The organism is Arthrobacter sp. MAHUQ-56 (genome assembly GCF_019710585.1).
Classification (GTDB): domain Bacteria; phylum Actinomycetota; class Actinomycetes; order Actinomycetales; family Micrococcaceae; genus Arthrobacter.
Map to the genome: position 1 here is coordinate 1 of NZ_JAIFZQ010000008.1, position 26,257 is coordinate 26,257.

Annotated in this window: 27 protein-coding genes; 11 read left to right on the plus strand and 16 right to left on the minus strand. The window is 66.9% G+C overall.

The genetic code is table 11. From position 1 onward, the window contains the following. Positions 1–537: 537 nt before the first annotated feature. Genes rpsN through rpmB form a run of 3 tightly spaced genes read right to left on the minus strand, consistent with a single transcriptional unit; the run spans position 538 to position 1,249 of the window. Complete coding sequence (gene rpsN, locus K4G53_RS04120; RefSeq protein ID WP_009358853.1) at positions 538–843, minus strand: 30S ribosomal protein S14; 306 nt, start codon at positions 841–843, stop codon at positions 538–540. A gap of 2 nt (positions 844–845) precedes the next feature. Next, positions 846–1,013 (minus strand): 50S ribosomal protein L33, encoded by a 168-nt coding sequence (gene rpmG / locus K4G53_RS04125; RefSeq protein WP_013602737.1) that lies wholly within the window; start codon positions 1,011–1,013, stop codon positions 846–848. Continuing rightward, positions 1,013–1,249, minus strand: coding sequence for a 50S ribosomal protein L28 (gene rpmB / locus K4G53_RS04130; RefSeq protein ID WP_003798559.1), 237 nt, complete (start codon positions 1,247–1,249; stop codon positions 1,013–1,015). Before rpmB ends, rpmG begins: the two co-directional genes overlap by 1 nt. Positions 1,250–1,566: 317 nt before the next feature. Between rpmB and K4G53_RS04135 the strand changes: the two genes are divergently transcribed. From K4G53_RS04135 to K4G53_RS04145, 3 genes are read left to right on the plus strand one after another with little or no spacing between them, the layout of a single operon-like run. Continuing rightward, positions 1,567–3,069, plus strand: coding sequence for a ferric reductase-like transmembrane domain-containing protein (locus K4G53_RS04135; RefSeq protein ID WP_221384241.1), 1,503 nt, complete (start codon positions 1,567–1,569; stop codon positions 3,067–3,069). Beyond that, positions 3,066–3,578 carry an FMN-binding protein gene (locus K4G53_RS04140; RefSeq protein WP_221384242.1) on the plus strand — a complete coding sequence of 171 codons (513 nt, stop codon included), beginning with the start codon at positions 3,066–3,068 and terminating at the stop codon, positions 3,576–3,578. Before K4G53_RS04135 ends, K4G53_RS04140 begins: the two co-directional genes overlap by 4 nt. Before the next feature lie 55 nt (positions 3,579–3,633). After that, complete coding sequence (locus K4G53_RS04145) at positions 3,634–4,383, plus strand: FAD:protein FMN transferase (RefSeq protein ID WP_221384726.1); 750 nt, start codon at positions 3,634–3,636, stop codon at positions 4,381–4,383. A 22-nt stretch (positions 4,384–4,405) separates the two neighbouring features. Here K4G53_RS04145 and K4G53_RS04150 read toward each other — a convergent pair whose 3' ends face one another. Further along, entirely contained in the window at positions 4,406–5,167 is a 762-nt protein-coding gene (locus K4G53_RS04150; protein ID WP_221384243.1) for an SGNH/GDSL hydrolase family protein, read from the minus strand. 44 nt (positions 5,168–5,211) lie between these two features. Then, positions 5,212–5,697: a MarR family winged helix-turn-helix transcriptional regulator gene (locus K4G53_RS04155; protein ID WP_221384244.1), complete on the minus strand. Its 486-nt coding sequence runs from the start codon at positions 5,695–5,697 to the stop codon at positions 5,212–5,214. A 60-nt stretch (positions 5,698–5,757) separates the two neighbouring features. Between K4G53_RS04155 and K4G53_RS04160 the strand changes: the two genes are divergently transcribed. Then, entirely contained in the window at positions 5,758–6,063 is a 306-nt protein-coding gene (locus K4G53_RS04160; RefSeq protein WP_221384245.1) for a YciI family protein, read from the plus strand. Here K4G53_RS04160 and K4G53_RS04165 read toward each other — a convergent pair. From K4G53_RS04165 to K4G53_RS04190, 6 genes are all read right to left on the minus strand, one after another. Further along, positions 6,060–6,905 (minus strand): SGNH/GDSL hydrolase family protein, encoded by an 846-nt coding sequence (locus tag K4G53_RS04165; protein WP_221384246.1) that lies wholly within the window; start codon positions 6,903–6,905, stop codon positions 6,060–6,062. The two genes, K4G53_RS04160 and K4G53_RS04165, sit on opposite strands and share 4 nt — an antisense overlap. 59 nt (positions 6,906–6,964) lie before the next feature. Next, positions 6,965–8,020 carry a siderophore-interacting protein gene (locus K4G53_RS04170; RefSeq protein WP_221384247.1) on the minus strand — a complete coding sequence of 352 codons (1,056 nt, stop codon included), beginning with the start codon at positions 8,018–8,020 and terminating at the stop codon, positions 6,965–6,967. After that, complete coding sequence (locus K4G53_RS04175; RefSeq protein WP_308287818.1) at positions 8,017–8,832, minus strand: ABC transporter ATP-binding protein; 816 nt, start codon at positions 8,830–8,832, stop codon at positions 8,017–8,019. Before K4G53_RS04175 ends, K4G53_RS04170 begins: the two co-directional genes overlap by 4 nt. Before the next feature lies 1 nt (position 8,833). Continuing rightward, complete coding sequence (locus tag K4G53_RS04180) at positions 8,834–9,799, minus strand: iron chelate uptake ABC transporter family permease subunit (protein ID WP_260323306.1); 966 nt, start codon at positions 9,797–9,799, stop codon at positions 8,834–8,836. Positions 9,800–9,918: 119 nt separating this feature from the next. Then, the gene (locus K4G53_RS04185; RefSeq protein WP_221384250.1) at positions 9,919–11,007 is read right to left on the minus strand and encodes an iron ABC transporter permease; all 1,089 of its coding nucleotides are present in this window, start codon (positions 11,005–11,007) and stop codon (positions 9,919–9,921) included. A 10-nt stretch (positions 11,008–11,017) separates the two neighbouring features. Beyond that, positions 11,018–12,106, minus strand: a complete 1,089-nt coding sequence (locus tag K4G53_RS04190; RefSeq protein WP_221384251.1) for an iron-siderophore ABC transporter substrate-binding protein — start codon at positions 12,104–12,106, stop codon at positions 11,018–11,020. Positions 12,107–12,468: 362 nt separating this feature from the next. On the opposite strand from K4G53_RS04190, the gene K4G53_RS04195 reads away from it, so the two are divergent. Continuing rightward, positions 12,469–12,963, plus strand: a complete 495-nt coding sequence (locus tag K4G53_RS04195) for an FBP domain-containing protein (RefSeq protein ID WP_221384252.1) — start codon at positions 12,469–12,471, stop codon at positions 12,961–12,963. 19 nt (positions 12,964–12,982) lie between these two features. On the opposite strand, the gene K4G53_RS04200 is transcribed toward K4G53_RS04195, so the two are convergent. From K4G53_RS04200 to K4G53_RS04215, 4 genes are all read right to left on the minus strand, one after another. Then, positions 12,983–13,672: a hypothetical protein gene (locus K4G53_RS04200; RefSeq protein ID WP_221384253.1), complete on the minus strand. Its 690-nt coding sequence runs from the start codon at positions 13,670–13,672 to the stop codon at positions 12,983–12,985. A gap of 176 nt (positions 13,673–13,848) precedes the next feature. Further along, entirely contained in the window at positions 13,849–17,304 is a 3,456-nt protein-coding gene (locus K4G53_RS04205) for an ATP-binding protein (RefSeq protein ID WP_221384254.1), read from the minus strand. Next, positions 17,301–18,113: a DUF4194 domain-containing protein gene (locus K4G53_RS04210; protein ID WP_221384255.1), complete on the minus strand. Its 813-nt coding sequence runs from the start codon at positions 18,111–18,113 to the stop codon at positions 17,301–17,303. Before K4G53_RS04210 ends, K4G53_RS04205 begins: the two co-directional genes overlap by 4 nt. After that, positions 18,106–19,563 carry a DUF3375 family protein gene (locus tag K4G53_RS04215; RefSeq protein WP_221384256.1) on the minus strand — a complete coding sequence of 486 codons (1,458 nt, stop codon included), beginning with the start codon at positions 19,561–19,563 and terminating at the stop codon, positions 18,106–18,108. The genes K4G53_RS04210 and K4G53_RS04215 overlap by 8 nt, the downstream gene beginning before the upstream one ends. A 256-nt stretch (positions 19,564–19,819) precedes the next feature. On the opposite strand from K4G53_RS04215, the gene K4G53_RS04220 reads away from it, so the two are divergent. The 3 genes from K4G53_RS04220 to K4G53_RS04230 all read left to right on the plus strand — a co-directional run bounded on the left by K4G53_RS04220 (position 19,820) and on the right by K4G53_RS04230 (position 23,074). After that, positions 19,820–20,122, plus strand: a complete 303-nt coding sequence (locus K4G53_RS04220) for a hypothetical protein (protein ID WP_221384257.1) — start codon at positions 19,820–19,822, stop codon at positions 20,120–20,122. Between the two features lie 61 nt (positions 20,123–20,183). Beyond that, a complete protein-coding gene (locus K4G53_RS04225) occupies positions 20,184–22,184 on the plus strand; it encodes an acyl-CoA dehydrogenase family protein (RefSeq protein WP_221384258.1) in 2,001 nt (666 codons plus the stop codon). A 65-nt stretch (positions 22,185–22,249) separates the two neighbouring features. Then, on the plus strand, positions 22,250–23,074 hold the full coding sequence (locus K4G53_RS04230; RefSeq protein WP_221384259.1) for a TIGR04086 family membrane protein: 825 nt from the start codon (positions 22,250–22,252) through the stop codon (positions 23,072–23,074). On the opposite strand, the gene K4G53_RS04235 is transcribed toward K4G53_RS04230, so the two are convergent. Next, entirely contained in the window at positions 23,075–23,473 is a 399-nt protein-coding gene (locus K4G53_RS04235; RefSeq protein ID WP_221384260.1) for a YchJ family protein, read from the minus strand. Positions 23,474–23,638: 165 nt separating this feature from the next. On the opposite strand from K4G53_RS04235, the gene K4G53_RS04240 reads away from it, so the two are divergent. From K4G53_RS04240 to K4G53_RS04250, 3 genes are read left to right on the plus strand one after another with little or no spacing between them, the layout of a single operon-like run. After that, the gene (locus K4G53_RS04240; RefSeq protein WP_221384261.1) at positions 23,639–24,298 is read left to right on the plus strand and encodes a hypothetical protein; all 660 of its coding nucleotides are present in this window, start codon (positions 23,639–23,641) and stop codon (positions 24,296–24,298) included. Between the two features lie 26 nt (positions 24,299–24,324). Then, a complete protein-coding gene (locus K4G53_RS04245) occupies positions 24,325–25,329 on the plus strand; it encodes an aldo/keto reductase family protein (RefSeq protein WP_221384262.1) in 1,005 nt (334 codons plus the stop codon). Further along, complete coding sequence (locus tag K4G53_RS04250; protein ID WP_308287819.1) at positions 25,330–26,178, plus strand: SDR family oxidoreductase; 849 nt, start codon at positions 25,330–25,332, stop codon at positions 26,176–26,178. It begins immediately after the preceding gene. Positions 26,179–26,257 lie beyond the last annotated feature (79 nt).

Here is a 26,257-nt window from a genome sequence, read left to right on the forward strand (position 1 = left end):
AAATCGGTATCAACAAACATGGCACACTATTGAGTTCTCAAACAACAGACACACCCGGCACCACCCAAACCAAACATTCAGGATCGCTCCGGAGCAACTTTCCAAACTTACCCGACCCGCCGTCCCGATGCAAATCCATCTTTCAGGATTCGTACCGGCAGGAGGACCGCCCCCGCCACTTTCCAGCGCCCTAAAGAGCAACCAGTTTTTGGCTTATTTTTTGGGGTTTTGGCCGCCCGGGTTACCAGCTCTTCGCTGTCTCCCTCGCGGCGACTTAGAAAACAATACACCCACTCGGGGGCGGCCGCAAATCCCCCTCCCAGGACCGCGAAACCCCCGCAATCCCGGGGCAGAGGCGGCCATCGGGGCACCTCCCCGGCCTCCCGCCGTCGTACTTCCCTCCCGTGTCCTGCGCCACAGCCTGGAACCGACTCAAGCAGTGGACTGACAAGCGGCGCGGCCGCGGCGTTAAACACAAAGAGCCGGCAACCGTATGGTTGCCGGCTCTTTCAAGCAGCTGGGGTCAGCAGGTGCTGATTACCAGGAAGACTTGGTGATGCCCGGGAGTTCACCCTTGTGGGCCATGTCGCGGAAGCGGACACGGGAGATGCCGAACTTCTGGAAAGTACCGCGGGGACGGCCGTCGATGATGTCGCGGTTACGCAGACGGATCGGGGACGCGTTGCGGGGCAGCTTCTGCAGGCCCAGACGGGCTGCTTCGCGTGCTTCGTCGGTTGCGTTTTCGTCAACCAGGGTCTTCTTCAGTTCGAGGCGCTTGGCAGCGTAACGCTCAACGATGACCTTGCGCTGCTCGTTACGAGCAATCTTGGACTTCTTAGCCATGTTTAGCGCTCCTCTCGGAATTCGACGTGCTGGCGGATCTTGGGGTCGTACTTCTTCAGGACCATGCGGTCCGGGTCGTTACGACGGTTCTTGCGGGTTACGTAGGTGTAACCCGTGCCCGCAGTCGACTTGAGCTTGATGATGGGACGTACGTCCTTGTCCTTAGCCACTAGAGCTTCACCCCACGAGCGAGAATGTCGGCGACGACAACGTCGATGCCGCGCACGTCGATGGTCTTGATGCCCTTTGCAGAAACCTGCAGCGTGACATTACGGCGCAGGGACGGAACCCAGTAGCGCTTCTTCTGAATGTTCGGATCGAACCGACGCTTGTTGCGGCGGTGCGAGTGCGAAATGCTGTGCCCAAAGCCCGGCTCGGCCCCGGTCACTTGGCAGTGTGCTGCCATGACTTCTCCTCAAGAATTGAAAGTAATGATCCGCATATCTGCTGCTGGACCATGCTGCCAAGTGCGACCCACAGAATGTACGGGCAACGGTTAGTTACGCAACTTGAGCCCCTAACTACCGGCCACCCTGGAGAAAAATACCGGGCAACCGGAGCAATTGCGCACGCTCCGCGCACTTAGCGCCTACCAAGTCTACGAGTTGACGCAATTAAAGACCAATCGGGACCGGTATGGGTGTATAAGCACTGCCGAAGATCACAGCAACAGACCGTCCTTCCTCACAGGAAAACGAAAGCTTCGGGGCGGATCTTTGATGCATGAACACAAAGCTCCTGCCGGCATCACCGGCCGCAAGCCGCTCCGGCCGCCCGGAGCTTTCACCCACGAAACGGCAAGCACGCGGCTGGTTTGATCGCCAATACCGGCAGCGCATGCTGCGCACCGACCTCCTTACGGTCATCGCCTGGGCGTCGGTGGCCGCTTCGGTCGCCCTCTGGCTGGCCGACGGCGGTGCTGCCGCCACCACTACGGTGGCCGAGGCTTTCACTGCGGCCGGGATCGTGACTGGCCTGATTGGCATGGATCTGGTCCTCCTGATGCTGCTCCTGGCGGCAAGGATTCCGTTCGTTGACCGCACCATCGGCCACGACCGTGCCCTGGAGTTCCATGGCAAGCTGGGGAAACCCTCCCTTTACCTGCTCCTGGCACATGGTGTCCTGCTCATCATCGGGTACGGCCTGGCCGAAGGACTGGACCCGGTCAGCGAGGCCGTCAACCTCTGGATCCAGGTGCCCGACATGTGGCTGGCGTTCGTTTCCATGGCGCTGTTCATCGCCGTCGTCGTAACGTCCCTCGTGGCTGTCCGCCGCCGCTTCCCCTACGAGTTCTGGTACGTGGTCCACCTCCTGACCTATGCCGCCGTTGCCACCTCGATCCCCCACCAGTTCAGTGTGGGCGGCCTTTTTGCCGCGGGCACCTGGCAGCGCTGGTACTGGCTGGCCATCTGGACCTACACCGGCACGGCCTTGGTGTACTTCCGGATCCTGGAGCCGGTGCTGGCCACGGCACGGCACCAGCTGACTGTGGCCCGCGTGGAGGCAGTGGCGCCCGGCGTGGTGAACATCGTGATGCGGGGCCGGAAGCTGGACGAGCTGGCGGGAACAGGCGGGCGCTTCTTCATCTGGCGCTTCCTGGCCCCGGGAATGTGGTGGCACCCCCACCCGTTCAGCCTGTCCGCGGAGCCCGTCTTCAACGGTCCGGCCGGCGAGGGGACGCTGCGGGTCACCGTACGCAACCTCGGCAACGGCTCCGCCCAGCTGCTCAAGCTCCGGAAGGGAACCAAAGTGGCACTCGAGGGCCCTTACGGCCTGCTCAGCACGGCGGCCAGGACCAAGAACAAGGTGGTGATGATCGGCGCGGGCATCGGCATCACACCGCTGCGGGCGCTGCTGGAAACCACGCCGTTCGCTCCGGGCGAGGCCACGGTCCTGCTGCGCGGACACACGGACCGGGAGCTGTACCTGAGCCGCGAAATCCTCGACCTTTGCCAAGCCCGGGGTGTCCGGCTCTTCCACCTCACGGGGCGACGGTCCCCCACCAATTCCAGGTCCCGCTCCAATTCCAGGTCCCGCACCAATTCCACCTGGCTTCCCGAGGATGCCGTGCGGAACGGTTACAGCCTCACGTCCTACGTCCCGGACATTGCCGACGCGGACGTCTATGTCTGCGGCCCGGCCGCCTGGGCGGAGAACGTCATCGCGGATGCCGTGCAAGCCGGCGTTCGCGAGGAACAGATCCATCACGAAAGGTTTGACTGGTGAAAATACGCGGAGCAGTTGCAGCGGCCCTGGCCTCCGCCGGGATCCTCCTGGCCGGCTGGCAGGCCGGAACCCAGGTGCACGGCATCAGCACTGTCACGTCAAGCACGACGGCGACAGGCACCAAGGGTTCGACGGGTACAGGTTCGCCCGGCACAGGTTCGACGGGCACAGGCACCACGGGTTCCGTGGGCTCCTCCGGGACGGGTTCGTCCGGGACCTCGAACTCCTCGGCGTCCGGCACGTACACGGGAACGGCGGTCCAGACCAGGTTCGGCGCCGTCCAGGTCCAGATCACGGTGTCGAACGGCAAGATCACCGAAGTCACTCCGCTCCAGCTGACCGATACGGACGGCAGGTCAATCCAGATCAGCAACCGGGCGGCGCCCCTGCTGCGCACCAAGGTCCTTGCGGCGCAGTCGGCCAACGTCCAGACCGTCAGTGGTGCCACCGTCACCAGCAGGGCCTACCTCACCTCGCTCCAGGCGGCCATCGATGCAGCAAATCTCTGATCCGCAGGCGCGGGGCACCGGCAGCCCGGTCCTTAAGGCCCGCACCGTCGAGTGCATGGGAACGGTCATCAGCCTCACCCTCGCGGCGGACGCTGTGGTGCAAGGGCAGCCAACCTCGGACGAGCTTACTGCCGCCACCGCCGTCGTCGAACGCCTGTTCCGGGGCCTGGACGAAACTTTCAGCCTCTACCTCACGGACTCCGAGGCGAGCATGCTGGCACGCGGGGAGCTGGCGTTGCGCGACGCCTCGGCGCAGATGCGTGAGCGGTACGCCGAGGCGCATGAGTGGCGGCTGCGGACCGACGGCGCGTTCACCCCGGAACGTCCCGACGGCGTCCTGGACCTCTCAGGGCTGATCAAGGGCCACGCTATCCGCGAGGCGGGAACATCGCTGCTGGCCCTGGGCCGCCGTGACTGGTGCCTCAACGCCGGCGGGGACGTCCTGGTCAGCGGGTCGCCGCGCCCCGGCAGCGCCGAGCCGTGGTACGCCGGCATCGTGGATCCGGCGGACCGCCGCACCCTGGTTACCGGCTACCCGCTCGGCGGCAACACCCGGCACAGTGCGCTTGCCACCTCGGGCTCGGCCGAACGTGGCGAGCACATCTGGCGGGTGGGAGGCGGGCCCGGGTTCGTCCAGGTCTCCGTGGCTGCGGCGGACATCGTCACCGCGGACATCCTGGCCACCGCGATCGTGTCCGGCGGAGCCCCCACGCTGGACCTCGCCGCGGATACCTGGGATGTCGCCATCCTGGCGGTGCACCAGGACGGGACCCTGCTGGCAACCCCGGGCTTCCGCCAGGCCTGACCACCCGGCAAAAAAGGAACCGCTACAGCCGGGTGAACTGCGGGTATTTGGGCTGCAGGTTGTCCCCGGACGACTTGCCGGTGATGCGGCGGACCACCCACGGCGCCGCGTATTCCCGGAACCACTGTGCGTTGGCGCGGAGGGCCTCGGCCCCGCTCAGTTCCGGCACCGGGGTCATGGGCGGGACATTGATGGAGTGGTCGTACTTGAGCACCTCGAGCACGCGCTTGGCCATGTTGGCATGGCCGGCGGCGGACATGTGCATCCGGTCGTGCGCCCACATGCCCCAGTCGTAGTACTCACTGAAGCGCCAGTAGTCCACCAGCAGCGCCCCGTGGTCGCCGGCGATACCCCGGACCAGTTCGTTATAGATCGCCGTCCGGCCGCGCATGGTGCCGAAGACCTTGGAGCCCCGCGCGTCGAAGCCGGTGAACATGACCACCGTGGCGCCGGTGGCAGCGAGCTTGCCGACGGCGTCGTTGTACTCCACCAGCAGGTCGTCGATGTCCACGCGGGGGCGGAGGATGTCATTGGCGCCCGCGTAGATGCTCACCAGCGTGGGTTGAAGCGCGACGGCGGCATCCACCTGCTCAGCCAGGATCTGGCGGAGCTTCCTGCCGCGGATGGCGAGGTTGGCGTACCCGAATCCGGGATCAGCGGCGCTGAGCTGCTCCGCGACCCGGTCCGCCCAGCCGCGGACGCCGTTGGGACGCGCGGGATCGTCGTCGCCGACCCCTTCGGTGAATGAGTCGCCAAGGGCCACGAACCGGGAAGTGAAATCCATGCGGTTAGTTTGCCATCCGTTGCCGGGAGCAACCAATCGGGAGGTCAGGCCTGGGTTTCCCGGAGGATCCAGTGGTCCCTGTCCAGGCGGCCCACCACTTTTTCGCCGATCCGTGCCAGGTCCAGCACATCCTGCTCCGTGAGGGCGTCAAGGAACAGGTTGCGGACGTCCTCCACGTGTCCCGGCGCCAGCCCGACGATGGTTGCCATGCCTTCCTCGGTGAGGTGGGCGGTGGTGACCCGCGCGTCGGACGGGTGCGGGCGGCGTTCAACCCAGCCGCGCTTCTGCAGCTTGGTCACCACGTGGGAGAGCCGCGACAGGGAGGCGCTGCTGCGGGCGGCCAGCTCACTCATGGGCAGGAACCGGCCCTCCGCCTCGGACAGCATGGCCAGGACGGTGTAGTCGAAGAGCGACAGCTTGCCCGCTGCGTGCAGCTTGGTGTCCAGGGCCGCGGGAAGCAGGGTGTTGATGCTGACCAGGGCCAGCCAGGCTCGGCGTTCGTCAGCGTTGAGCCAGCGGGGTTCGGTCATGGCCCCTATTCTACGATTGATCCTTCAAGCAGCCTGGTCCGCGGCCGGTAGGCTGGCTGCATGTATGTTGTCTCCCTGACCTACCGGGTTCCCCAGGACATCGTCGACTTCCATAACGGCGCGCACATGGCCTGGCTGCAGAAGGCATTCGACGACGGCGTGTTCATCGCCGCCGGCCGCAAGATTCCCCGCACCGGAGGCCTGCTGCTCTCCCAGGCTGACCGCGCCACCCTGGATGCGAGCATCGCGCAGGACCCGTTCTACAGCAACGGGGTCGCGGACTTCGAGGTGGTGGAGTTCCATGCCGGCCGTGTGGCGCCGGGGTTTGAGAACCTGCTGGACACCCCGCCGCAGCCTGCCCCCTAACGCACCGGGCCGCCGTCGTACATTCCTGCGGCCAGCTTCCTCAGCCCGCCTTTCCGCGGGACCTTCACCGGCTGGGGCCAGCGCGGGGTGAGCGTGTCCCCCAGCGTCACGCCGCGGAGCTTGCGGCCGAACAGCGGCAGGACCCAGTCGTGGACCCAGCGCCGCTGGCGCCGCTCCCACTCGCGCAGGCCGAGCCGCTGCGGTGGTTTCCAGTCCTTGGGCCGGATCTTGTGCGGCACCCCCAACTGGTCCAGGACCTGGCCGGCCAGGTACTTGTGGCCCGCCTTGGACATGTGGAGCCGGTCCGAGTCCCACATCCGCCGGTCATGGAAGGCGTCCAGGCACCAGTAGTCCACCAGCACGGCCCCGTACTTCTCCGCAATGGTCCGGACCTGCTGGTTGTAGAAGGCGTTGCGTTTCTTCAACGGCTCCAGCAGCGCCGAGACCTTGACGTCGAATCCGGTGAACAGGACCAGCGTGGCGCCTGTCCCGGCAAGGCGGGCAACGAGTTTTTCGTAGTCCGCCATCAGGGCCGCCATGTCCGTCTTCAGGTCGAGGATGTCGTTGCCGCCGGCGTAGAGCGTGATGAGCGCAGGCTTCATCTGCAGCGCCGGTTCCAGCTGTTCGTCAATGATGTGCCGCAGCCGCTTGCTCCTGATGGCCAGGTTCGCGTACTTCCAGCCCGGCTGCGCCTTGGCCAGCTTCTCCGCAACACGGTCGGCCCATCCGCGGACCCCGTTGGGCAGCCGCTCGTCCCGGTCCCCCACGCCTTCGGTAAAGGAGTCGCCAAGGGCTACAAACACCCGCCGCCCGGACACGGGAAGCAGGGATTCGGAGGACACGGGCCCAAACTAACGGGCCAGGGAAAAGCAAGGGCGACGCCGGGATGAACAGTGGGTGCCTACCCTTCGGCTTTGCCCTGCCGCCAGTAGCCCATGAAGGCAACCTGCTTCCGGTCGATGCCGACGTCCCGCACGAGGTACCTCCTCAGGTCCTTGATGGTCCCGGCCTCGCCGGCCATCCAGGCGTAGAAGGGCAGCGCACCGGCGGGCTTTTCGGGGTTCCTGGTGGCCTGGATATCGGAGGCTTCCATCCGGGCGGGCGTCTCCCAGAGGATGTCTTTGTCCACGTTGACGTCCTCGGGCTCGGGGCCCGCACCGCCGTCGGCCGCTTTGATGCCAACCCAGCCCGGCACGGGGACCGCGTTGCGCACGGCCTCCTGCAGCAGCTGGCCGTGCGGGCGGGATTGGCCGATCGCGGCGCCCCGGGCAAGCCAGGTGATGTCGATGTCGGCGGGCGAGGCCAGTTCCTGGAAGTCGCCTGCTTCGGGGACTTCCAGGAAGGCGTGCCCGCTCATGTACGGCGGCAGGCTCTCAAGGATGGCGGAGATGGCCGGGACGGCGGTTTCGTCGCCGGCGAGCAGGATGCGCTGCGCCAGCCCGGGCCGCCATTCGATGCCTGAGTAGGTCTCTGCGGTGATGCAGTGCGCGGCCCTGTTGTTGGGGCCGATGATGGTGATGGCGTCGCCGGGTTTGGCGTTCAACGCCCAGTTCGCGGCGGGACCGCCGTTACCGCGGTCATCGAAGTGCATGACGAAATCCAGGTCGATCTCCGGGTAGACAGCGTCCAGCCGGGCCTGGCGGACGGTGTAGGTGCGCATGGAACCGCGGACGGCCGGGTCCATGGCCAGCCATTCGCGGTACCAGCTGGAGGAGGCCATCTCGAAGACCGGCAGCGGCAGCGCGGAGCCGTCTTCCGCGAGGGACGGGATCATGAGTTTGACGCGCAGGTCCAGGGTGTCGCCGTGCACCCCGAAATCCCGCAACGAGTAGCCGCCGAAGGTGATCCGGCGGAAGTTCGGGCTCAGTTCCCGGACCGAGGTCACGGTGACGTCGAACGCCAGGGTCATGGGTTCAGTTGTCATGGGTTCAGCGGCAGTGTGTTCCCGGGTCTTCATGAAACGAGCTCCAGTTCTATAGCGGGGACGTGGTGGCGGCCGATGGGAATAACCAGGGGTGTTCCGGACACGGGATCCGGGATGACCCGGGACTCAAGGTTGAAGACGCTGCGGACGAGGTCTTCTGTGACCACTTCACGCGGGGAGCCCGCAGCCACCACGGCGCCGGCCTTCATGGCGATCACGTGGTCTGCATAACGCGCGGCGAGGTTGAGGTCGTGCAGCACGATGGCCACCGTCGTGCCGCGCTGACGGTTCAAATCCGTGACGAGGTCCAGGACCTCCACCTGGTGTGCAAGGTCCAGGTACGTGGTGGGTTCATCGAGCAGCAGTACGTCGGTTTCCTGTGCCAGAGCCATGGCGATCCAGACGCGCTGCCGCTGGCCGCCGGAGAGTTCGTCAACGTCGCGCCCGGCGAGGTCCAGCGTTTCGGTGGCCTCCAGCGCGCGCTGCACGGCGGCGTCGTCTTTTTCGCTCCAGCTTCGGAACAGGCCCTGGTGCGGGTAACGGCCCCGCCCCACCAGGTCCCGGACGGTGATGCCGTCCGGCGCGGTGGGGTGCTGCGGCAGCAAGCCCAGGGTGCGGGCAAGTTCACGTGCGGGGCGGGAGTGGATGTCCCTGCCGTCGAGGGTTACCGCGCCCCCGGCCGGCTTGAGGAGCCGGGACAGGCCGCGGAGCAGGGTTGACTTCCCGCAGGCGTTGGCGCCCACGATCATGGTCACGCGGCCTTCGGGGATTTCGGTGTTGAGGCCCTCCACCACGCAGCGCTGGTCGTATTTCAGCGTCAGGTCCTTGGCGGTCAGAACTGCCACGTCAGGCATCCTTTCGGTTGGCCGTGACCAGCAGCCACAGCAGGAACGGGGCGCCGAGCGCGCCGGTAACGACGCCGACCGGCAGCACGGTGCCGCCCAGCAGCAAGGGGGCAACATTCGCGGCGAAGTAATCCGCCGCAAGGACAATCAGGGCACCCACCAGGGCCGACGCCGGCAGGCTGGCTTTGCCGGTGAAGCGGCGGGCAATGGGACCGGCCAGGAAGGCGACGAACGAGACCGGCCCGGCAGCCGCCGTCGCCACTGCCGCAAGGGTGACGGCGACGACGACCAGGGCGAGGCGCGCGGCGTTGACCCGGATGCCCAGGCCGGCTGCGGTGTCGTCGCCCAGTTCCAGGATGCGCAGCGGCCCGGCAATGACGACGACGGCGGGAAGCAGGACCCCCAGCGCAAGGAACAGGATGCCGGCGCGGTCCCAGTTGGCGGAGTTCAGGGACCCGTTGAGCCAGACCAGGGCGTCGGCTGCCGTCCGGATGTCCGCGCGGGTCATCAGGAAGCTGACCACCGCCTGCAGCGCGGCCGCGATGCCAACGCCGGCCAGGACCAACCGGTTTCCGGCGGCATTCCCGCGGGCTGTACCGCCGCTGGAAAGCGCGTAGATCAGGGCTGCCACGGCCAGGGCACCGGCCATTGCCGCGCCCGAAACGGCAACCCCGGCTGCGCCGAAAATGACGATCGCAACCACAGCGCCGGCACTGGCCCCGTAACTGATGCCGATGACGTCCGGGCTGGCCAGCGGGTTGCGGAGCATGGTCTGGAACAGGGCACCGGCCAGGCCGAAAGCAGTCCCGATCATGGCCCCGACGACGGCCCGGGGAAGTTTGTCCTGCATCACGATGAAGCTCGCACCGGGGATTCCGGGGCCGCCCGTCAGGTGGTTGGCGACGATCGTGAAGAAGTCGGGGATGGTCACCGTGTAGCTGCCCAGCAGGACGGACACGAAAAACATCAGCACGGCGCCGGCAGCCAGCACAGCCGTCCGGCTCACCGGAACCAACCGTCGTTGCCCTATCACTTTTGGTCCTTTAGGGGTCGTTTTGGCAGCCATACCTGATAGAGCAACACGGGTCACAGGCCTGCCCCCTTCCCGCGGCGGATCAGCCAGACGAATACCGGGGCACCGACCAGTGCGGTCATGATGCCGGCCGGAACCTCACCCGGCAGCAGCACCACCCGTCCGACGATGTCCGCACCAAGGAGCAGCACCGGGGCAGCGACCAGGGAGAAGGGCAGGATCCAGCGGTAATCGGGGCCAGTGAGGAACCGGACCGCGTGCGGAATAACCAGGCCGACGAAACCGATGGGACCTGCCAGCGCGGTGGCCGAACCACAGAGCAGGACGATCCCCAGGGCGGTAACGGCGCGGGAGAGGCCGACGCGCTGGCCAAGCCCGCGGGCAATGTCGTCCCCCAGGGCCAGGCCGTTGAGGATCCGGCCGGCCAACAGCACGATGAGCGCGCCACCGGCCAGGAACGGCATCGCCGGCAGGATCACCGGCCAGTCGCGCCCGGCGATTCCGCCCACCTGCCAGAAACGGAACCGGTCGAGGGTGTCCTGGCTGGAGACCAGGATGACGTTCATGAGCGAGTACAGTCCGGCGCTCAATGCCGCTCCCGCCAGCGCCAGCTTCACCGGGGTTGCGCCCTCCCTGCCCAGCGAGGCAACGAGGTACACCACGACGGCGGCAGCGGCAGCGCCGAGGAACGCGAACCAGATGTAGCCGGAAAAGGTCGCCACGCCGAAGACATGGATTCCCGTGACCACTGCCAGGGCGGCTCCGGCGTTGACCCCGATGATGCCGGGATCCGCAAGGGGGTTGCGGGCCACGCCCTGCATTGCCGCCCCGGCGAGGCCCAGGGCGCCGCCAGCCAGCAGGCCAAGAACGGTACGCGGAATCCTGGCGTGGACCACGGCGTGGTCTCCGTTGGCAGGGTCGAAGGCGGTAAGGGCCTGCCACACGGTGGCCAGGGGAACGTCCCGGGCTCCCACGGCCAGCGAAGCGCCGGCCAAAAGCGCCAGCACGACGACGGCGGCGGTCAGCCAGGCGGCCCGCTTCCTTCCGGAAGCGGTGCTGGTGAGGCGCCCACCGGGAACGTGGCCCGGCACCCCGGCGCCCGCGCGCCCGGCGGGACGCGCCGTCGTCGTACTCTGCGTCATGGCGGTGTGCCTACTTCACGGCGTCCGCTGCGGTGGCCAGCTGCGGCAGGAACGTATCCAGGGACCACGGCAGGCTCAAGGGCGAGGATGCCGAGATGGAAAGGGTCAGGGTGTTGTCAGAGTCCGCAACCAGGGCGCCGTTCTTGATGGCGGGGATCTGGCCGAGCAGCGGATCAGCCTTGATGGCGTCCGCGGTGGAGGCATCGGGAACCCACGTCACGAAGATGTCGGACTGCAGTTCGTTCGCCTTTTCCGCGGACCACGGGATATAGAACTCCTTCGAGCCCTTGGAGTTGTCGGTGACCACCGGGGCCAGCGTCATGCCGATTTCGCTGAGGAAACGCGGCCGGTTGTCGTTGGCGGTGTAGACATTCACCCCGTCACCCTTGGCAGGTTCGAGGTTGCCGTAAATGAAGCTCTTGCCCTCGATCTGCGGGAACTTGCCCACCTTGTCCTTGATGGTGGCTTCGGTATCGGAAACCAGTTTGGCCGCCTCCGCTTCCTTGCCGAGGGCCTTGCCGATGATGGTGGTGGAGTCCTGCCATGAGGTGCCATAGGCCACCTCGGGATGGGCAACCACGGGGGCGATCTCGCTGAGCTTCTTGTAGTCCTCTTCGGTGAGGCCGGAGTAGGCGGCGAGGATGACGTCCGGGCTGAGCTTGGCGATCTCGGTGAAGTTAATGCCGTCGGCCTCTGAGTACTGGACCGGTGCCTTGGCGGAGCCGAAACCGGCGCCCAGCTTTTCGAGGGCGTCGTCCTTCCAGGGGGTGGAGCCCTTGCCGTTGCCGCCCCACTCATTCTTGGGAACCCCGACCGGGACCACGCCGAGGGCAATGGCGACGTCGTCGTTGACCCAGGAGACGGTGGCAACACGGGTGGGCTGCTTCCCGATGGTCGTCTTGCCGAATACATGCTCGATGGTGACGGGGAACTGCGCGCTGCCGGTGCTAGCGGTGGTTGCCTCCGTCGAGGAGGCCGCTCCCGTGGAGCAGGCCGAGAGCGTCATTGCTGCTGCGGCGAGGATGGCCGCAGCTTTGCCCGCTGAGGAAAACAGGGTGCGGCGGGTGGAGATGGGGCCTGGGAAGAGGGGCGAAGTCACGGAGCTCCTTAAGTGGGTGAGGCAAACTTAAGTAAGGCTAACCTATCCAAATCACTATTACGCAAGGTTTATGTCACGTAATAGCAGTCGGGTGACGAAGAGCACACCGGGGCCGCACCCTGGACCCCGGTCCTTGGACAGGCGGCGCCGGATGCGGCAGGATGGCTTTGCCTGCCCGCGCAAAACCAGCCGGGCTGCTGAACAGGGATTGGGTACCAGGAACAATGCGCACGCAGAAGGCCGTTCCGGCCGCCGCTGCCATGGAGAGCGGGGTGGCCGCTTTGGCCTGCTCCGCGGAGCTTGACTGACTCCTCGCTGCCTCGCCCGCCGTCGGGCCCCACACCTTTCACGAAAGTTCAGCCATGCAATCAGCCACGCCCCAACAGATCCGCTCATCCTTCATCAACGCCAGCCGCTCCGAAGCCGCCAAGCTCACGCTGCCCAAGGACTTCGACTCCCTGGACTGGGAAAGCCTCGACTTCCTTGGCTGGCGGGATGCGAAAATGCCGCTGCGCGGCTACCTGGTGGTCCCCGGACCGAAAGGCCTCACCGGCATCATGCTGCGCGCCCCGGAAGGCGGTGCCAGGAAGAACCGCTCAGTGCTCTGCGAGCTGTGCCGGGACGTCTTCTCCAAGGAGGACGTCCTGCTCTGGGTTGCCCGGCGCGCGGGTCAGCCGGGACGCGACGGCAACACGGTGGGCACCCTCATCTGCGCCGACTTCCTTTGCTGCGCCAACGTACGCAAGGAACCGCCGGCCAGTGAAATCAACCCGGACCCGGCCGTCGTCGTCAAGCGCCAGATCCTGGGCCTGCAGGACCGGACGGACCAGTTCCTTTCCCGGGTGCGGGGCACGTAAGGCGCAGGGCGCTGGCCGCTCAGCAGTAGGTGAAGCTCATCAGCAGTGCCTTCAAGGTCTGGCCTTCGCTGCCCCAGTACCACGCTCTCGCCTCCTCATCGTTGGCGAACGGTGCCCCGGTGAACAGCACGTCGGCCGTCAGCATGCGGGGGCCGAGCATGATGAGCCCGTACTGCACCTTCCCGTCCGGCGCGACGGGAAGTCCCGGCGTAAGCCCCATCCGGTACTGGACGCCGCCGTCAACGTGGTCCACATAGAACGACGAATGCGGCGTGGGGACAGACCGTCCCAGCAGTCCCGGCACGGGGTCCGTCTCAAGGACGAACCTGGTGGCGGGACCGCCCGTGGCGTCCCCCACCTCGCTGTAGTAAATATTCACGCGCCCTTTGCCGGCGGCATCGTGGACAGTCACCGTTTCCACCGGGGGCGACACCAGGACCTGCTCATGCTCGACGTGCCAGCCCTCCGGGTAGGCAAAGGACAACCGGCCGTCCGGGAAGGTGTAAGTCACCATCCCCGCGGGAGCAGGCACGGCAGAAGAGGTGGCGGCAGGAACGATGGAGGGAGGATCGCCCGCCGCGGCTGCCTGGACGGCAGGCCCTGCCGGCAGCCCGCCGCTCCCCGCATCCGAAGCGCAGCCTGCCAGGGACAGTGCCGCCGCCGCAGTCGTGGACGCCAGAAGGAAGGCTGCAGGCTTTGGAGGGCGCATGGGGGTGCCTTTCAAGAGGACGCCATCGTTCTCTCGGGAAACAGCGCGGACCCAGCATCCCGCAGTACCTAGGGGATTTTGTCAGGCGAGGTGAATTGGTACCGACCAGAGTGGCACACCGAAAAAGCCGGCCGCCATATCCCGGGCGATAAATCCATCAATTTGTTATAGGGCTTTCAGCGCAGGACGATGTCCACCGGGTTCGCCTCAGAACGCCACGCGCCCTCCCTGCCCGTCCGGGGACGGATCACCGGTGCCGTAAGGACGCCCGAGCGGTTGGTGCGGCGGTCACGGAGGATTTCTGTGACGGAGCCCAGGTGCCGGGACAGGTCGATCACGTTTTCCGGCGCGGCCAGCAGCAGCTGGAACCCGAATTCGTGCAGCGCTTTGATGCCGGCACCGGCGAACTCCTCCGACGCGAGCACGAAGGCTTCATCCATCATCACCGTGCCGTAGGTGGTGAAGCCCTGCTCGGCGATCCCCAGCTGGTAGCTCAGCGCAGCGGCCATGATGAACGCCGTGAACCGCTGCCGCTCGCCGCCGGACATGGAGCCGGTGTCCGCGTGCATGAACACCTCGGTCTTCTTGCCGCCACGGGAACCTGCGACTTCACGGTGCTCCTTGCACTGGATGAAGAGGTGTCCGCGGACGTCGAGCACCTCGGCCCGCCAGCGCCGGTCCTCGGGGGCCTGGGACCCGAGTCGCTTGACCAGGGTTTCCAGGGACTTGTAGCGCGCGGTGAGTTCGGCGTCGTCGTCCCTGCCCGCTGAATCCAACTTGGCGGAGTCCGCCTTGGCCGGGCGGGTGTGGCGGGCTTTCAGCGCGTTCTGGATGGCGTCCTTGAACTGTTTGGCCGTGGGCGGCAGCGTCTGCTTGATGTCCAGTTCCAGGTAGCTGCCCTCGTGGAAGTTGACCTGGGACAGGATGCCGTTCAGGGGAAGGATGCGGCTGGTAATGGAGCGGCGTTCCTCGTCCAGCAGGTGCAGCAGGGTGCTGAAGGATTCGTGCGTGCGCTGGTTGAAGAACTGCCGGAACTCTGCCTCCTGGGCGGGCAGGCCGTCGTTGACGATCGCGTGGTAGCGGGCCTCGAACTCGCTGGCGGCACCGATGCTGGTGCCGTGGTCCGCCGAGATGGCGCTGCCCCACTCCCTCACGAAGCCTTCGAAGATGCGGGTGAGCCGCTCGGCGGTGGCCTGGCCGCGGGACTCGGCGGCGTGCAGGTCGCCCAGCAGTGCGGTCCGCACCCGGTGGGCGAGGTTGTCCAGTTCGTGCATTTCGGTCACGTCGCCGAATTCCGCGAAGTATGGTTCCAACGCGGTGACGGTGGCGTCCGACGGCGGCGCCTGGGCCAGGCGGTTCCGTGCGGCTTCCAGCAGGCTGTCCGCTGCCGTCAACTGCCGGTCCAGAGCCTTGTATTCGCTCTGCAGGACGGCGGCGGACTCGGTGCTGGACTGGTGCTTCTGCCGGACGTCCTCGATGGTGGCACGCAGCGGCTCCAGGTCCGCCTGCGCGGCAAGGGCGGCCTTGAGCCGCTGCTCGATCCGCGCGAGCTCGTCCGCGGCAACCGCTGCCGACACCTGTTCCCAGGGACGGTCGTCTTCCGCGATCCGCCGCAGCGCGTCGAGCTGCCGGCTCATGCCCTGGTGTGAGTCCTCGCGGCTCTGCGCCAGCTCGGCGGCCTTGGCCACTTCCTGGCGGAGATCCTCCACCTGGCCGGCCACGAGTTCCAGCTTGGCGGCGTTGTCGAAGCCCAGCACGTAGTCCTGGCGGCTGGTGAACCGGTCATCCTTCTCCACGGTGTGCCGGTTGCGCTTGACGACGCCGCCCAGGCTCAGGCCCTTGTCCAGGGCGGCCAGCTCGTCCGGGTCCTCCACACAGGGGTACGCGAAGTCCAGGGCGATCCGTTCGCGCACCCATTCGCCCGCCTCAGCAGCCGCACCGGAGGCGAGGATGTCCAGTTTGGTGAGCAGGTCGCCGTCGCGCACGTCCTCCACGGCGAGCGCACCGCCGGCGAGCGGCTGGGAGACGTCCACTGCCCGCAGCGCGCCGCGGACGTTGTGGCCGTTGAGGTACCGGGTGACGGCGCCGAAGTGCTCGCCCGGGACCAGCAGGGTGGTGGCCAGGCTGCGGAGTGCGCGCTCGGCGGCGGGGCGCCACCGTTCTTGCCCGTCGGCGAGGTCCATGAGTTCGCCGGCGAACGGCATGCGGTCCTCGGGGATGCCGGTAGCGGCGGCGATCGCGGCGCGGTTTTCAATGCTCGACGGCGGCAGCAGGGACTTGCGCGTCTTCAGCGAGACGAGTTCCTGCTCAGCCGCGGCCAGCTCCCGTTTCCGGCTCGCGTGGGCGTCGAACGCCTCGAACCTCAGCTCCTGCAGGGCCTGCGAATCATCCTTCAGCTCGGCGGACCGGGCCGCCGCCTGCTCGTGTGCCTGCTCCCAGCCCGTGGCGCTCCACTCAAGCTGCAGCCCGGCGTCGGCCAGTGCCTGCTGCGCCGCCTCCTCCACCTGCCGGCGGAGCTTCAGCCCCACCCGGGCGTTCTCCAGCGATTGCTCGATCGCGGAGATCGCGTTGCCGCCCTGGCTGTTGTAGTCCGTTTCCAGCTGCCGCAGCTCCTTGGCCAGGCCATCCCGGACCGCGCGCTCGGCGCCAAGTTCCTTGGCTTTCGCCTGCGCCAGCTCCTTGAAACGCGCCAGCGTCTTCTGGTGCACGGTGACGGCCAGCTTCTGCTTGTACGCCTCGAACTCCTCGCCCACCAGCTCCCGGAGCCGGTTCGCATCCAGGAGCGACTGCGCGTACTCCCGGTTCAGGCCCGGCACCGGGGCCAGCTGGTCGCGCTGCTGCCGGACGTCTTCCAGCCGCTGGCGGATGGACATCAGGTTGCTGAACTCCTCCACCACGTCGTCCGCGGCGGCCAGTGTGGCGGGGGCGTCGAGGACCTGGTCACGGAAGAAGGTGTTGACGCTGCCGCCCAGGCCCTTGCCGGCCTGGATCACGCGCAGCAGGGGCAGCGCCTGGTCCGAGCTGATCCCCAGCAGGCGCCGGAACCGTTCGGCGAACGCCTTGTGGACGTCGAACACCTGGGCGTGCGGGAAGATCGTCTCCAGCGCTCCCTTGGTGAAGCGCTTGTCGGCGATCCCCTCGACCGCCTCCAGGTCCAGGGGCACGTTGTCGATCAGGTAGAACCGGCCCACGCTCGACTCCGTCCCGTTCTTGGGCAGGTCGAACAGCGCCGAGACCGTCACCCTGGTCCCGGCGGCGTTGTCGAACGTCAGGGCGACGGCGGACCAGGTTGCGCCGGGGCGCTGGAACGCACTGGCCGAGCCCTCGCCCACGGCCTTGTCCCCCACCTTGCCGCGCATATAGGTGAACGTGGTCCGCTTGTCCTCAACGGCCCCTGAACGCTGGGCAGCCGCCTCATTGGACCGCGGCCGGGCGTCGAACACCCGCAGCATCGCGTCGAACAGGGTGGACTTTCCCACGCCCGAGTTTCCCGTCAGCAGCGTCCCGTTCCGGTCCACGTGCATCGTGTGGGCCCCGTGGAACGTTCCCCAGTTGACCACCTGCACCAGCGCAAGCCGCATCTGTCCCGGGTTTACCACCTCACCCAGCGGAAGCATGCTCGGGATACTCATTTGGCGCCCTCCGTGTCGTCGTTGTCGTCCCCGGCATCGGCAGGTTCAACTGCCGTCTCGGACTCCAGGTCCAGCAACGGCTCTGTTCCTGACTGGTCTGCCGATGCGGCTACCAGGGCCTCGATGTGGGCCGGGATGTCGCCGATGTTTTCGAATGGCAGGGCCAGGGGCAGGGCGTTGGAGATGGTGTAGACGTCGTCCAGGCCCGTGGGGAGCAGGAGCTGGCGGGCCAGGAGCTTGGTGATGGCCCGGGTCACCACGTCCGAGTCACGGAGGGCGTCCTGCTGCCCGGCGGGCTGGTAGTGGGCCACCAGCTCCGTGATTTCCTCGCGCGTGATGGTGGGATCGGTCTGGGCAGTGACGTGCCGGTCCAGGAGAAGGCGGAGCCTCAGCAGCACGATGGTTTCCACCCGGCTGAGGGCACGCTGCTGGCGCAGGATGCTGGACCGGATGTTGCCGCCGATCACGTCCGGATCCACCGGGCGAAGCACGGCGATCTTCCGCTCATGGTCCAGCTGCAAAGCAAGGAACAGCTCCGAGAGGCGGCTGCGCAGGATCACCTGGTTGTCCAAGAGCACAGTCCAGAGCTTCTCGTCCCGGCCGCCGTCGATGTAGGGGCCCTTGAGGAGCTTCACCAGCGCCTGCCGGACCTTCATCGGCAGCACCCCGGTGTCGCCGGGGAACAGCGCGGCACCGTCGACGAACGTGTCCCGCGGGGTTACTCCCGCAATGGAGCCCGGCTTTGGTTCGCTGGCCTCAACGTCCGGCTGGTCCGGCGCGCCGGCCGTCGTCGTCATCTCTTCAGTCATCGGAATCCTTTGCGAGCGTGACCACCGGCAGGTAGGCCCTGCGGATGGAGCCGTCTATCTGTTCAAAGTCCAGGCCCGCAAAGTCACTGCGGTTGAATTCGGCCCCGGCGTGCAGGGCCTCCGACAGGAGGGCGCGGATGGTGTTGATGTGCTGCTCTTCCGGCGGCACCTGCTGCCAGGCGTCCGCAAGGGTGGCAGCCCCGGCCAGGGCCGCGCGGACCACGTCGGGCCGCGCCTTGCCCGTCCGCGGCGAGCGCACACGGTCGGAGTCGGTGAACGCGATGGGGTCCGCCAGCCGGGGCGGCGCCGCGAACTCGTCCGGATCGAAGAGCTTGACCATGGACAGCGACTCGAACCCCGCGTTGAACAGCACCGGACCGGGAACCAGGCCCGGGCGTTCGCGCTCGTACGGGAGGGACCGGATGGCCTGCTCGGCTTCCCGCAGGACCTGCCGGAGCCGGACTGACTGGCGGAAGTCGTCGCTCTGGACGTAAGTGTTGAGGCTCTCGCTGAGCTTGCCGTAGATGCGCTGGATCTGGCTGTGCTGCTGCCGGAGCTCAGCCACCAGGTTCTTCAGTGTTTCGCGGTCTTCGGGCGACAGGTCATCGGCGAACTGCCGGCTGAGGACCTCGCCGATGGCGGACCGGAATCTCAGCTGCTGCTGCGGGTCCTCCAGGAAGGCGGTGAAGGACCGGAACGTCCTGCCCTCCGGGCTTTGCCGGAGCCGCTTGTCAGCTTCCAGCACCTGGGCCATCGTGGCGCCCTTGGTCAGTGATTCCTCGATGATCTGGTTGCGGAGTTCGCCCACCAGTTCCTCGATCCGGTCACGCATCTTCTTGTAGTCGGCGGGGAGGCTGGCGGCGAGGTCGAGGATGTTTCCGGCGGCTTCCACTGCTTCGTCGTCGTCGAGCAGGCCGTCGAACTCGCCGCTGCTGATGTCCTCGATCAGCTGCTGCCGCTCTTCGATCTCCTCTTCCAGGGCCTCGAGGCGGGCGCTCTGGTCCGGGTTGGTTTCGTTGGCGAGCTTCTCCACGTCACCCAGGAGCGTGCCCAGCCGGGAACCGTTCAGGGTGGACCGCTCGCTCGAGAGGCTGTCCAGGAACGCGAGCACCCGCGCGGCCGGCTCCGTGACCTCGTAGACAATCTGGCCCGACTGGTTCCGGCGCGTCAGGAACTGGCGGCGGGTCCACTCGTCGCCGAACGACTTTCCGTTCGCCCCGCCTCCCAGCCCCGGGTCCTGGCGACGGAGCTCCTCAAGGAAGGAATCGACGTCGGCGTGGAATTCCTCAAGCGGCAACTGAGGCCGGGTGCGGGTGAAGGATGCCTGCAGCACCGCGATCACCCAGGGCGCCGAACGCGTCAAAGCCCACGCTGGTCCCTTGGTGAGGAGTTCAAGGTCCCGGAGCCGGGCGCTGATGGCGTCAGCGGACGACCTGGCTGAGCGGGGCACACACTCTCCTTGGGCTGGTAACGGGGGCTGGGCAGGGTCCGGGCAAAGGACGGACCGTCAAACTGCCAACTACAAGGTTAACGCAGGCGCCGCGACCGCCCCGTGACCTACCAAGCGGTAGTATCTCGATCCCGTATCAACCGGCGCACGCGCGCGTGGCAGCTATGGCTGGGCGCGTCAGTGTCCCCCTACGCTTCTGCTACTGATCTTCAACACAGCAGTCATTCACCACAGCAACGTCGCAGCAGGGGGATTCATGCAGTTTGATCTGAGCGCCGTGGAAACATCCACGCTCGTCTTTATCGGCACATTGGCCATCGCGGCAGTCCTGGCCGCGTTCGTCCTCGTGGCCGGGCTGGTTGCCCTGGTCCTGCTGGGTGCCGGCAAGCTGACCTGGATGGCCATAGCCAATACGCTCCTCGCGGTGGTCCACGGCATCAATGCCGGCTGGGAGAGGCTGGTCCGCCGGGCTGCGTCGGTGGACCGCTCCGGCGATTTCCAGCCCCAGCCATCCCCTAGCACCGGAACCTACCCGCGGGTAATCTTGAGGGACAGCTGAAGGGTTCTCCAACCCGGCGGATCCATGGCTACACCGGCCAATCCGGCCAAGGAGATAACCCATGAGCTCCGTGACTGACAGCCAGGCCAAAGACGCCCCGGCTGAAGAAATCCCCGTTCCTGCCGGCAACATCGGCGCGGCTGCCACCGCCGAGGACGCGCGGGCCGTCGCCGAAGCGGCCCGGGAGTCCGGCTGGGACCGGCCGAGCTTCGCCAAGGGCCTTTACCTTGGCAGCTTCGACCTCGGCCTGGTCCACCCCTGGCCTGCGGCCGACCCCCTGTCCGTGGAGCGGGGCGAGAAGTTCATGGCCCGCCTCACCGAGTACGCCCGCACGATGGACGGGAGCGTCATCGAGCGCGCGGCACAGATCCCGGACGCGTACATCAAGGGCCTCGCCGACCTCGGGGTGTTCGGCATGAAGATCCCCGAAGAATACGGCGGCCTGGGTTTGTCCCTGGTGTACTACGGCCGTGCACTGGCACTGCTCGGCAGCGTCCACCCCAGCCTCGGCGCACTCATCTCCGCCCACCAGTCCATCGGCGTCCCCGAACCGGTCAAGGTCTTCGGCACGCCGGCGCAGAAGCGCGAATACCTCCCCCGCTGCGCCGCCGGTGCTGTCACCGCGTTCCTCCTCACCGAACCGGACGTGGGCAGCGACCCCGCCCGGATGGGCAGCACGGCAACGCCCACGGACGACGGCGACGCTTACCTTCTGGACGGCGTGAAGCTTTGGACCACCAACGGGGTGATCGCGGAACTGGTGGTGGTGATGGCCCTGGTCCCCGCCCACACCGACGCGGATGGAACCAAGCACAAGGGCGGCATCAGCGCGTTCGTGGTGGAGATGGATTCCCCGGGCATCACGGTGGAGAACCGGAATGCCTTCATGGGGCTGCGCGGTATCGAAAACGGCGTGACCCGCTTCCACCAGGTGCGGGTCCCGGCCGCGAACCGGCTGGGCCGCGAAGGGCAGGGCCTGAAGATCGCCCTCACCACCCTCAACACCGGCCGGCTTGCCTTGCCGGCCCTCTGCGTGGCGTCCGGCCGGTGGAGCCTTAAGATTGCCCGCGAGTGGTCCAACGCCCGCACCCAGTGGGGCCGGCCCGTGGGTCAACACGAAGCCGTGGGCAAGAAGATCGCCTTCATCGCAGCCTCGGCCTTTGCACTCGACGCCGTCTTCGAGCTCTCGGCCGAACTTGCCGATGCGGGACAGAAGGACGTCCGGATCGAAGCTGCACTGGCCAAACTCTGGGCCACGGAGATCAGCTGCCTCATTGCGGACGAGCTGGTGCAGATCCGCGGTGGTCGCGGCTTCGAGACGGCCGAATCGCTGGCGGCGCGCGGGGAGCGCGCGGTGCCGGCGGAGCAGCAGCTGCGGGATCTGCGGATCAACAGGATCTTCGAGGGGTCATCGGAGATCATGCGCTTGCTGATTGCCCGGGAAGCCGTTGATGCGCACCTGGCCGCCGCGGGCGACCTTGCGTCCCTCGATGCCAGCCTGGCAGACAAAGCGAAGGCCGCCGTCGGCGCTTCCGGCTTTTACGCCAAGTGGCTGCCCAAGCTGGTGGCGGGGGCAGGCATGGACCCGCGCTCCTACAACGAATTCGGCAGGCTCGCCAAGCACCTGCGTTTTGTCGAACGCTCATCGCGGCGGCTGGCACGGCAGACCTTCTATGGCATGGGCAGGTGGCAGGCGAAGCTGGAACGGAAACAGGCCTTCCTGGGCCGCGTGGTGGATATCGGCGCCGAGCTCTTCGCGATGACTGCCTGCTGCGTCCGTGCGGAGATGCTCCTGAAGACGGCCCCCGAAAAGGGTGCCAGCGCCTACGAGCTCGCTGAGGCCTACTGCGAACAGGCCCGTGTGCGCGTGGACGAATACTTCGACCGGCTGTGGCGGAACACCGACGACGCCGACCATGAGTTGACCCGCAAGGTCCTCGCCGGGGAGTACACCTGGCTGGAGGCGGGAGTCCTGGACCCGTCCGAGGGCACCGGTCCCTGGATCGCGGACGCTTCCCCGGCCCCCTCCAGGAAGGAGGACCTGCACCGGAAGTACCGGTAAAACCGCAGGTCACAACATAGTAAGCACGCTTGCTATCGCCCCGCGCGGGTGGTTGAGTGGTTCACATGAGCAGCTCAACGGACCCAGAGAACCTGCCTCCCCGCCGTCATCGGGAGGACGAAACCCCTCGGAGCGGAAGCAACCGTGCAGCGGACGCGGACGATGCCGCCACCCGCTCGTTCGACCAGGCCCCCGCGCGTTCAGGCGACCGCGGCGACTACTACCCCGAGCCAACGGCCGAGCGGGCATACGAACCCGCCCCCACCGCCGCGGCACCCGTCGTGGACCGGGGGCTGGCTGACCGGGAAACCGCCGTCGCACGCCAAAGGGAACGCTTTGGCGGCATTAAGGCCGGCTCGGCCTTCTTCGGCTGGCTCACCGCCACCGGAATGGCAGTGCTCCTGACCGCGTTGGTGGCAGCAGCCGGAATGGCAGTGGGCCTTGCCAGCAACACGGACGTCAACGAGGCCGTGAACCAGGCCGCCCAGAATACTGGAACGGTGGGGCTGGTTGGCATCATCGTCCTGCTGGTGATCCTGTTCCTGTCCTACTACTGCGGCGGCTACGTGGCGGGGCGGATGGCACGGTTCAACGGTGCCAAACAGGGCCTGATGGTGTGGATCTGGGCACTCATCGCGGCGATCCTGATCGCCGTGCTTGGCACGGTGGCCGGCCAGCAGTTCAACGTCCTGGCGAGCCTGAACAGCTTCCCGCGCATCCCCATCAACGAGGGGCAGTTGACCACCACCAGCATCATCGCCGCCGTCGTGGTTGCCGCGGTGGCCCTGGTCGGCGCGGTGTTGGGCGGCCTGGCGGGCATGCGGTTCCACCGCAAGGTGGACCGTGCGGGCTTCACACCGGACAGCGAATACTACGACGACGATAAGTAGTCAGGCCCGGACGTCGCCGTCCACATACAGCCAGCGGCCGCGGTCCCGGACAAACCTGCTGGCCTCATGGAGGAACCCGCGCTCCCTCCCGTGCCGGTAGTGGGCCTTGAACTCGACCGTTCCCTCTGTGTCGAAGGGACCACCCCCGCTGGTGGACAGGATGTCCAGGCGCCGCCACTCCATCTCCGGGTCCAGTTGGAGGTCGCGGGGAGCTGTCGCCGGATGATGGGTGCGCAGCAGGTAGTCCTCGTCAAGAAGGGCAAACGCTGAGTAGCGGGAGCGCATGAGCTGCTCCGCCGTTGCCGCCTCCGACTGTCCTGAGTGGAACCGTCCGCAGCAGTCCTGGTACTGCTCCCCGGACAGGCACACGCAGTTGTCCTGCCCTTCAATGGTTGTCATACCCGGATGCTGTCATATCCGGTAACAGCTTTGCTACAACCCCCCATGGCCGGGCCATGCGGGCGGCACCACGAAGCAAAAATCCGTATGGTGGAGAAGGAGCTTCGCCTCACGGCCTGATGCGCCGGGTGCGGGTCCAGGATGACGGGAGAGAGGAGAGAGTACGTGGAGCAACCGGACACTCTCGTCCTCAACCTGACCTTCCTCGGCACCGTGGGCCTGGCACTGATGATGTTTTTCGTCCTCTTCCTGCTGGGGGTCGTCACCCTGGTCCTGGCGGGACTGGGCCGCTTGGCGGCCGTCGTGCTGATGGCCCTGTTCGGCAGGCGTCCCATGGGCCGGTCCCGGGACACTGCGGGCAGCCGGGCCGGCCCTGCCACACCCCGGCGGCCGTTCCGGAAACGGGCTGCCGCGTTGAAGCCGGACCGGCTGGCAAGGTCGCTCCGCACCGCCGTCGAACGCCACCCAACGCTTGCCGCCCGCCGTGAACCCCCCGTGCTCGCGGAGGACTGGGCCTCGGCTGTGGCCGATGCCGACGCCCGCGCAATCTCGAGGGCGCGCGCCGCGGCACCGGAAATCAAGCTTTCAGTGCGTGACCTCCCGGACCCTTCCGTGCCTGCCGAGAAGGTGGCGGAGGTCGCCCCTTTGGTCGAATCCGCGCTGCATAACCAGCGGGCCCCTCAGGAACTGCCCCGGTCGTTCAAGAAGCCGCAGCCGCCCCACCCGCTCGCACCGCTCGATACTGGCTCGCTGGTTTCGCTCTCCGCTCCGCAGGCGATCAAGGAGCAGGCACAGGAACGGAACGGAACAAAGCCCTTACCCTGAGCAACTATCTGGGTTAGCGTGAACATATGGAATTCAGATACCTCGGAAACAGCGGCTTCAAAGTCTCGGAAATCACGTTCGGCAACTGGCTCACCCACGGTTCGCAGGTGGAAAACGACGTTGCCACCCAGTGCGTGCGGGCGGCCCTCGACGCCGGGATCAGCACGTTCGACACGGCGGACGTCTACGCCAACACGGCAGCGGAAACGGTTTTGGGCGAGGCCTTGAAGGGCGAGCGCCGCGAATCCCTGGAAATCTTCACCAAGGTGTTCGGCCCCACCGGGCCCAAGGGCAAGAACGATCTTGGCCTTTCCCGCAAGCACATCATGGAGTCCATCAACGGTTCGCTGCGCCGGCTGCAGACGGACTACGTGGACCTCTACCAGGCCCACAGGTACGACTTCGAAACGCCGCTGGAAGAGACCATGCAGGCCTTCGCGGATATCGTCCGGCAGGGCAAGGCCCTCTACATTGGTGTCAGCGAATGGACCGCGGACCAGCTCCGTGAAGGCCACAAGCTGTCGAAGGAACTCGGCTTCCAGCTCATTTCCAATCAGCCCCAGTACTCCATGCTCTGGCGCGTCATCGAAGCCGAAGTGGTGCCGGCGTCGGAAGAGCTGGGCGTCTCCCAGATCGTCTGGTCCCCCATGGCACAGGGCGTCCTCAGCGGCAAGTACCTGCCAGGCCAGCCAGCCCCCGAGGGCAGCCGCGCCACTGATGAAAAGGGTGGCGCCAAGATGATCGAACGCTGGATGCGCGACGACGTCCTGGCAGGCGTGCAGGAACTGAAACCAATTGCGCAGGAAGCCGGGCTCTCCATGCCGCAGCTCGCCGTCGCCTGGGTGCTGCAGAACCCCAACGTGGCGTCGGCCATTATTGGTGCGTCCCGCCCGGAGCAGATCGCGGACAGCGTGGGCGCGGCCGGAGTGAAGCTGGAAGCGGAGGTCCTGAAGAGGATCGACGAGGCCATCGGTTCCCTGGCGGAGCGCGACCCCGCCCAGACCAAATCGCCGGCCACCCGGGAAGCCTGAGTGGCGCTGCCCGCACTTGCCGTCACCGGATCCACCGGCGGGCTGGGCGGGATGGTGGCGCGGCACGTAGCCGCATCCGGTTCCGCCCAGCGCCTGCTGGTGCGTGACGCTGCCCGGGCCCCCGAACTTGATGGGGCGTCCGCAGTTGTCTGCAGTTATGGGGACGGGGCCGCCGCCCGCCAGGCGCTGGACGGGGTGGAGGTCCTGTTCATGGTGTCCGCTGCTGAAGCCGAGGACCGACTGCAGCAGCACTATGCGTTCGTGGACGCCGCCGCGGCAGCGGGCGTGGAGCATGTGGTGTACACGTCCTTTTATGGCGCCGCACCGGACGCCACCTTCACCCTCGCCCGTGACCACTACGCCACCGAGGAGCGCATCAAGGCTTCAGGGGTGGACTTCACGTTCCTCCGGGACAATTTCTATCTCGACTTCCTGCCGCTGCTGGCCGGAGAGGACGGCGTGATCCGGGGCCCGGCCGGGGACGGCGTGTTCTCCGGAGTGGCCCGGGAGGATGTTGCCCGCTGCGCCCACGCCGTACTGCGCGACCCGGCCGTGCATAAGGGGAAGACCTACAACCTGACCGGGCCCGAGGAACTGACCCTGGCAAGGGCTGCGGAGATCCTCACTACGGGGACCGGGCGGTCTGTCAGCTACCACCCTGAAACGGTCGGGGAAGCCTATGCATCACGGGCCTCCTACGGTGCTCCGCAGTGGCAGCTGGATGCGTGGGTCAGCACGTACACGGCGATGGCCGCGGGCGAGATGGCCGGACTATCCCCTGACGTGCACGGACTGACGGGCGACGACCCCATCAGCCTGGCGGAGTTCCTGACACGGCCCGTTTTGTAGCGGCGAACCTGTGATGTCCGGGGCCGCTGCTACGCTGGCTTCGTCATCATCCGGCCCGTCATGGGCGGGCATAAATATT

What these genes read in the sequence shown, in the direction of transcription:
- rpsN (WP_009358853.1), bottom strand. Translation starts at nt 843, where the DNA reads ATGGCTAAGAAGTCCAAGATTGCTCGTAACGAGCAGCGCAAGGTCATC.
- rpmB (WP_003798559.1), bottom strand. Translation starts at nt 1,249, where the DNA reads ATGGCAGCACACTGCCAAGTGACCGGGGCCGAGCCGGGCTTTGGGCAC.
- K4G53_RS04135 (WP_221384241.1), top strand. Translation starts at nt 1,567, where the DNA reads ATGAACACAAAGCTCCTGCCGGCATCACCGGCCGCAAGCCGCTCCGGC.
- K4G53_RS04145 (WP_221384726.1), top strand. Translation starts at nt 3,634, where the DNA reads ATGGGAACGGTCATCAGCCTCACCCTCGCGGCGGACGCTGTGGTGCAA.
- K4G53_RS04150 (WP_221384243.1), bottom strand. Translation starts at nt 5,167, where the DNA reads ATGGATTTCACTTCCCGGTTCGTGGCCCTTGGCGACTCATTCACCGAA.
- K4G53_RS04155 (WP_221384244.1), bottom strand. Translation starts at nt 5,697, where the DNA reads ATGACCGAACCCCGCTGGCTCAACGCTGACGAACGCCGAGCCTGGCTG.
- K4G53_RS04160 (WP_221384245.1), top strand. Translation starts at nt 5,758, where the DNA reads ATGTATGTTGTCTCCCTGACCTACCGGGTTCCCCAGGACATCGTCGAC.
- K4G53_RS04170 (WP_221384247.1), bottom strand. Translation starts at nt 8,020, where the DNA reads ATGAAGACCCGGGAACACACTGCCGCTGAACCCATGACAACTGAACCC.
- K4G53_RS04180 (WP_260323306.1), bottom strand. Translation starts at nt 9,799, where the DNA reads ATGTTTTTCGTGTCCGTCCTGCTGGGCAGCTACACGGTGACCATCCCC.
- K4G53_RS04185 (WP_221384250.1), bottom strand. Translation starts at nt 11,007, where the DNA reads ATGACGCAGAGTACGACGACGGCGCGTCCCGCCGGGCGCGCGGGCGCC.
- K4G53_RS04195 (WP_221384252.1), top strand. Translation starts at nt 12,469, where the DNA reads ATGCAATCAGCCACGCCCCAACAGATCCGCTCATCCTTCATCAACGCC.
- K4G53_RS04200 (WP_221384253.1), bottom strand. Translation starts at nt 13,672, where the DNA reads ATGCGCCCTCCAAAGCCTGCAGCCTTCCTTCTGGCGTCCACGACTGCG.
- K4G53_RS04205 (WP_221384254.1), bottom strand. Translation starts at nt 17,304, where the DNA reads ATGAGTATCCCGAGCATGCTTCCGCTGGGTGAGGTGGTAAACCCGGGA.
- K4G53_RS04210 (WP_221384255.1), bottom strand. Translation starts at nt 18,113, where the DNA reads ATGACTGAAGAGATGACGACGACGGCCGGCGCGCCGGACCAGCCGGAC.
- K4G53_RS04220 (WP_221384257.1), top strand. Translation starts at nt 19,820, where the DNA reads ATGCAGTTTGATCTGAGCGCCGTGGAAACATCCACGCTCGTCTTTATC.
- K4G53_RS04225 (WP_221384258.1), top strand. Translation starts at nt 20,184, where the DNA reads ATGAGCTCCGTGACTGACAGCCAGGCCAAAGACGCCCCGGCTGAAGAA.
- K4G53_RS04230 (WP_221384259.1), top strand. Translation starts at nt 22,250, where the DNA reads ATGAGCAGCTCAACGGACCCAGAGAACCTGCCTCCCCGCCGTCATCGG.
- K4G53_RS04235 (WP_221384260.1), bottom strand. Translation starts at nt 23,473, where the DNA reads ATGACAACCATTGAAGGGCAGGACAACTGCGTGTGCCTGTCCGGGGAG.
- K4G53_RS04245 (WP_221384262.1), top strand. Translation starts at nt 24,325, where the DNA reads ATGGAATTCAGATACCTCGGAAACAGCGGCTTCAAAGTCTCGGAAATC.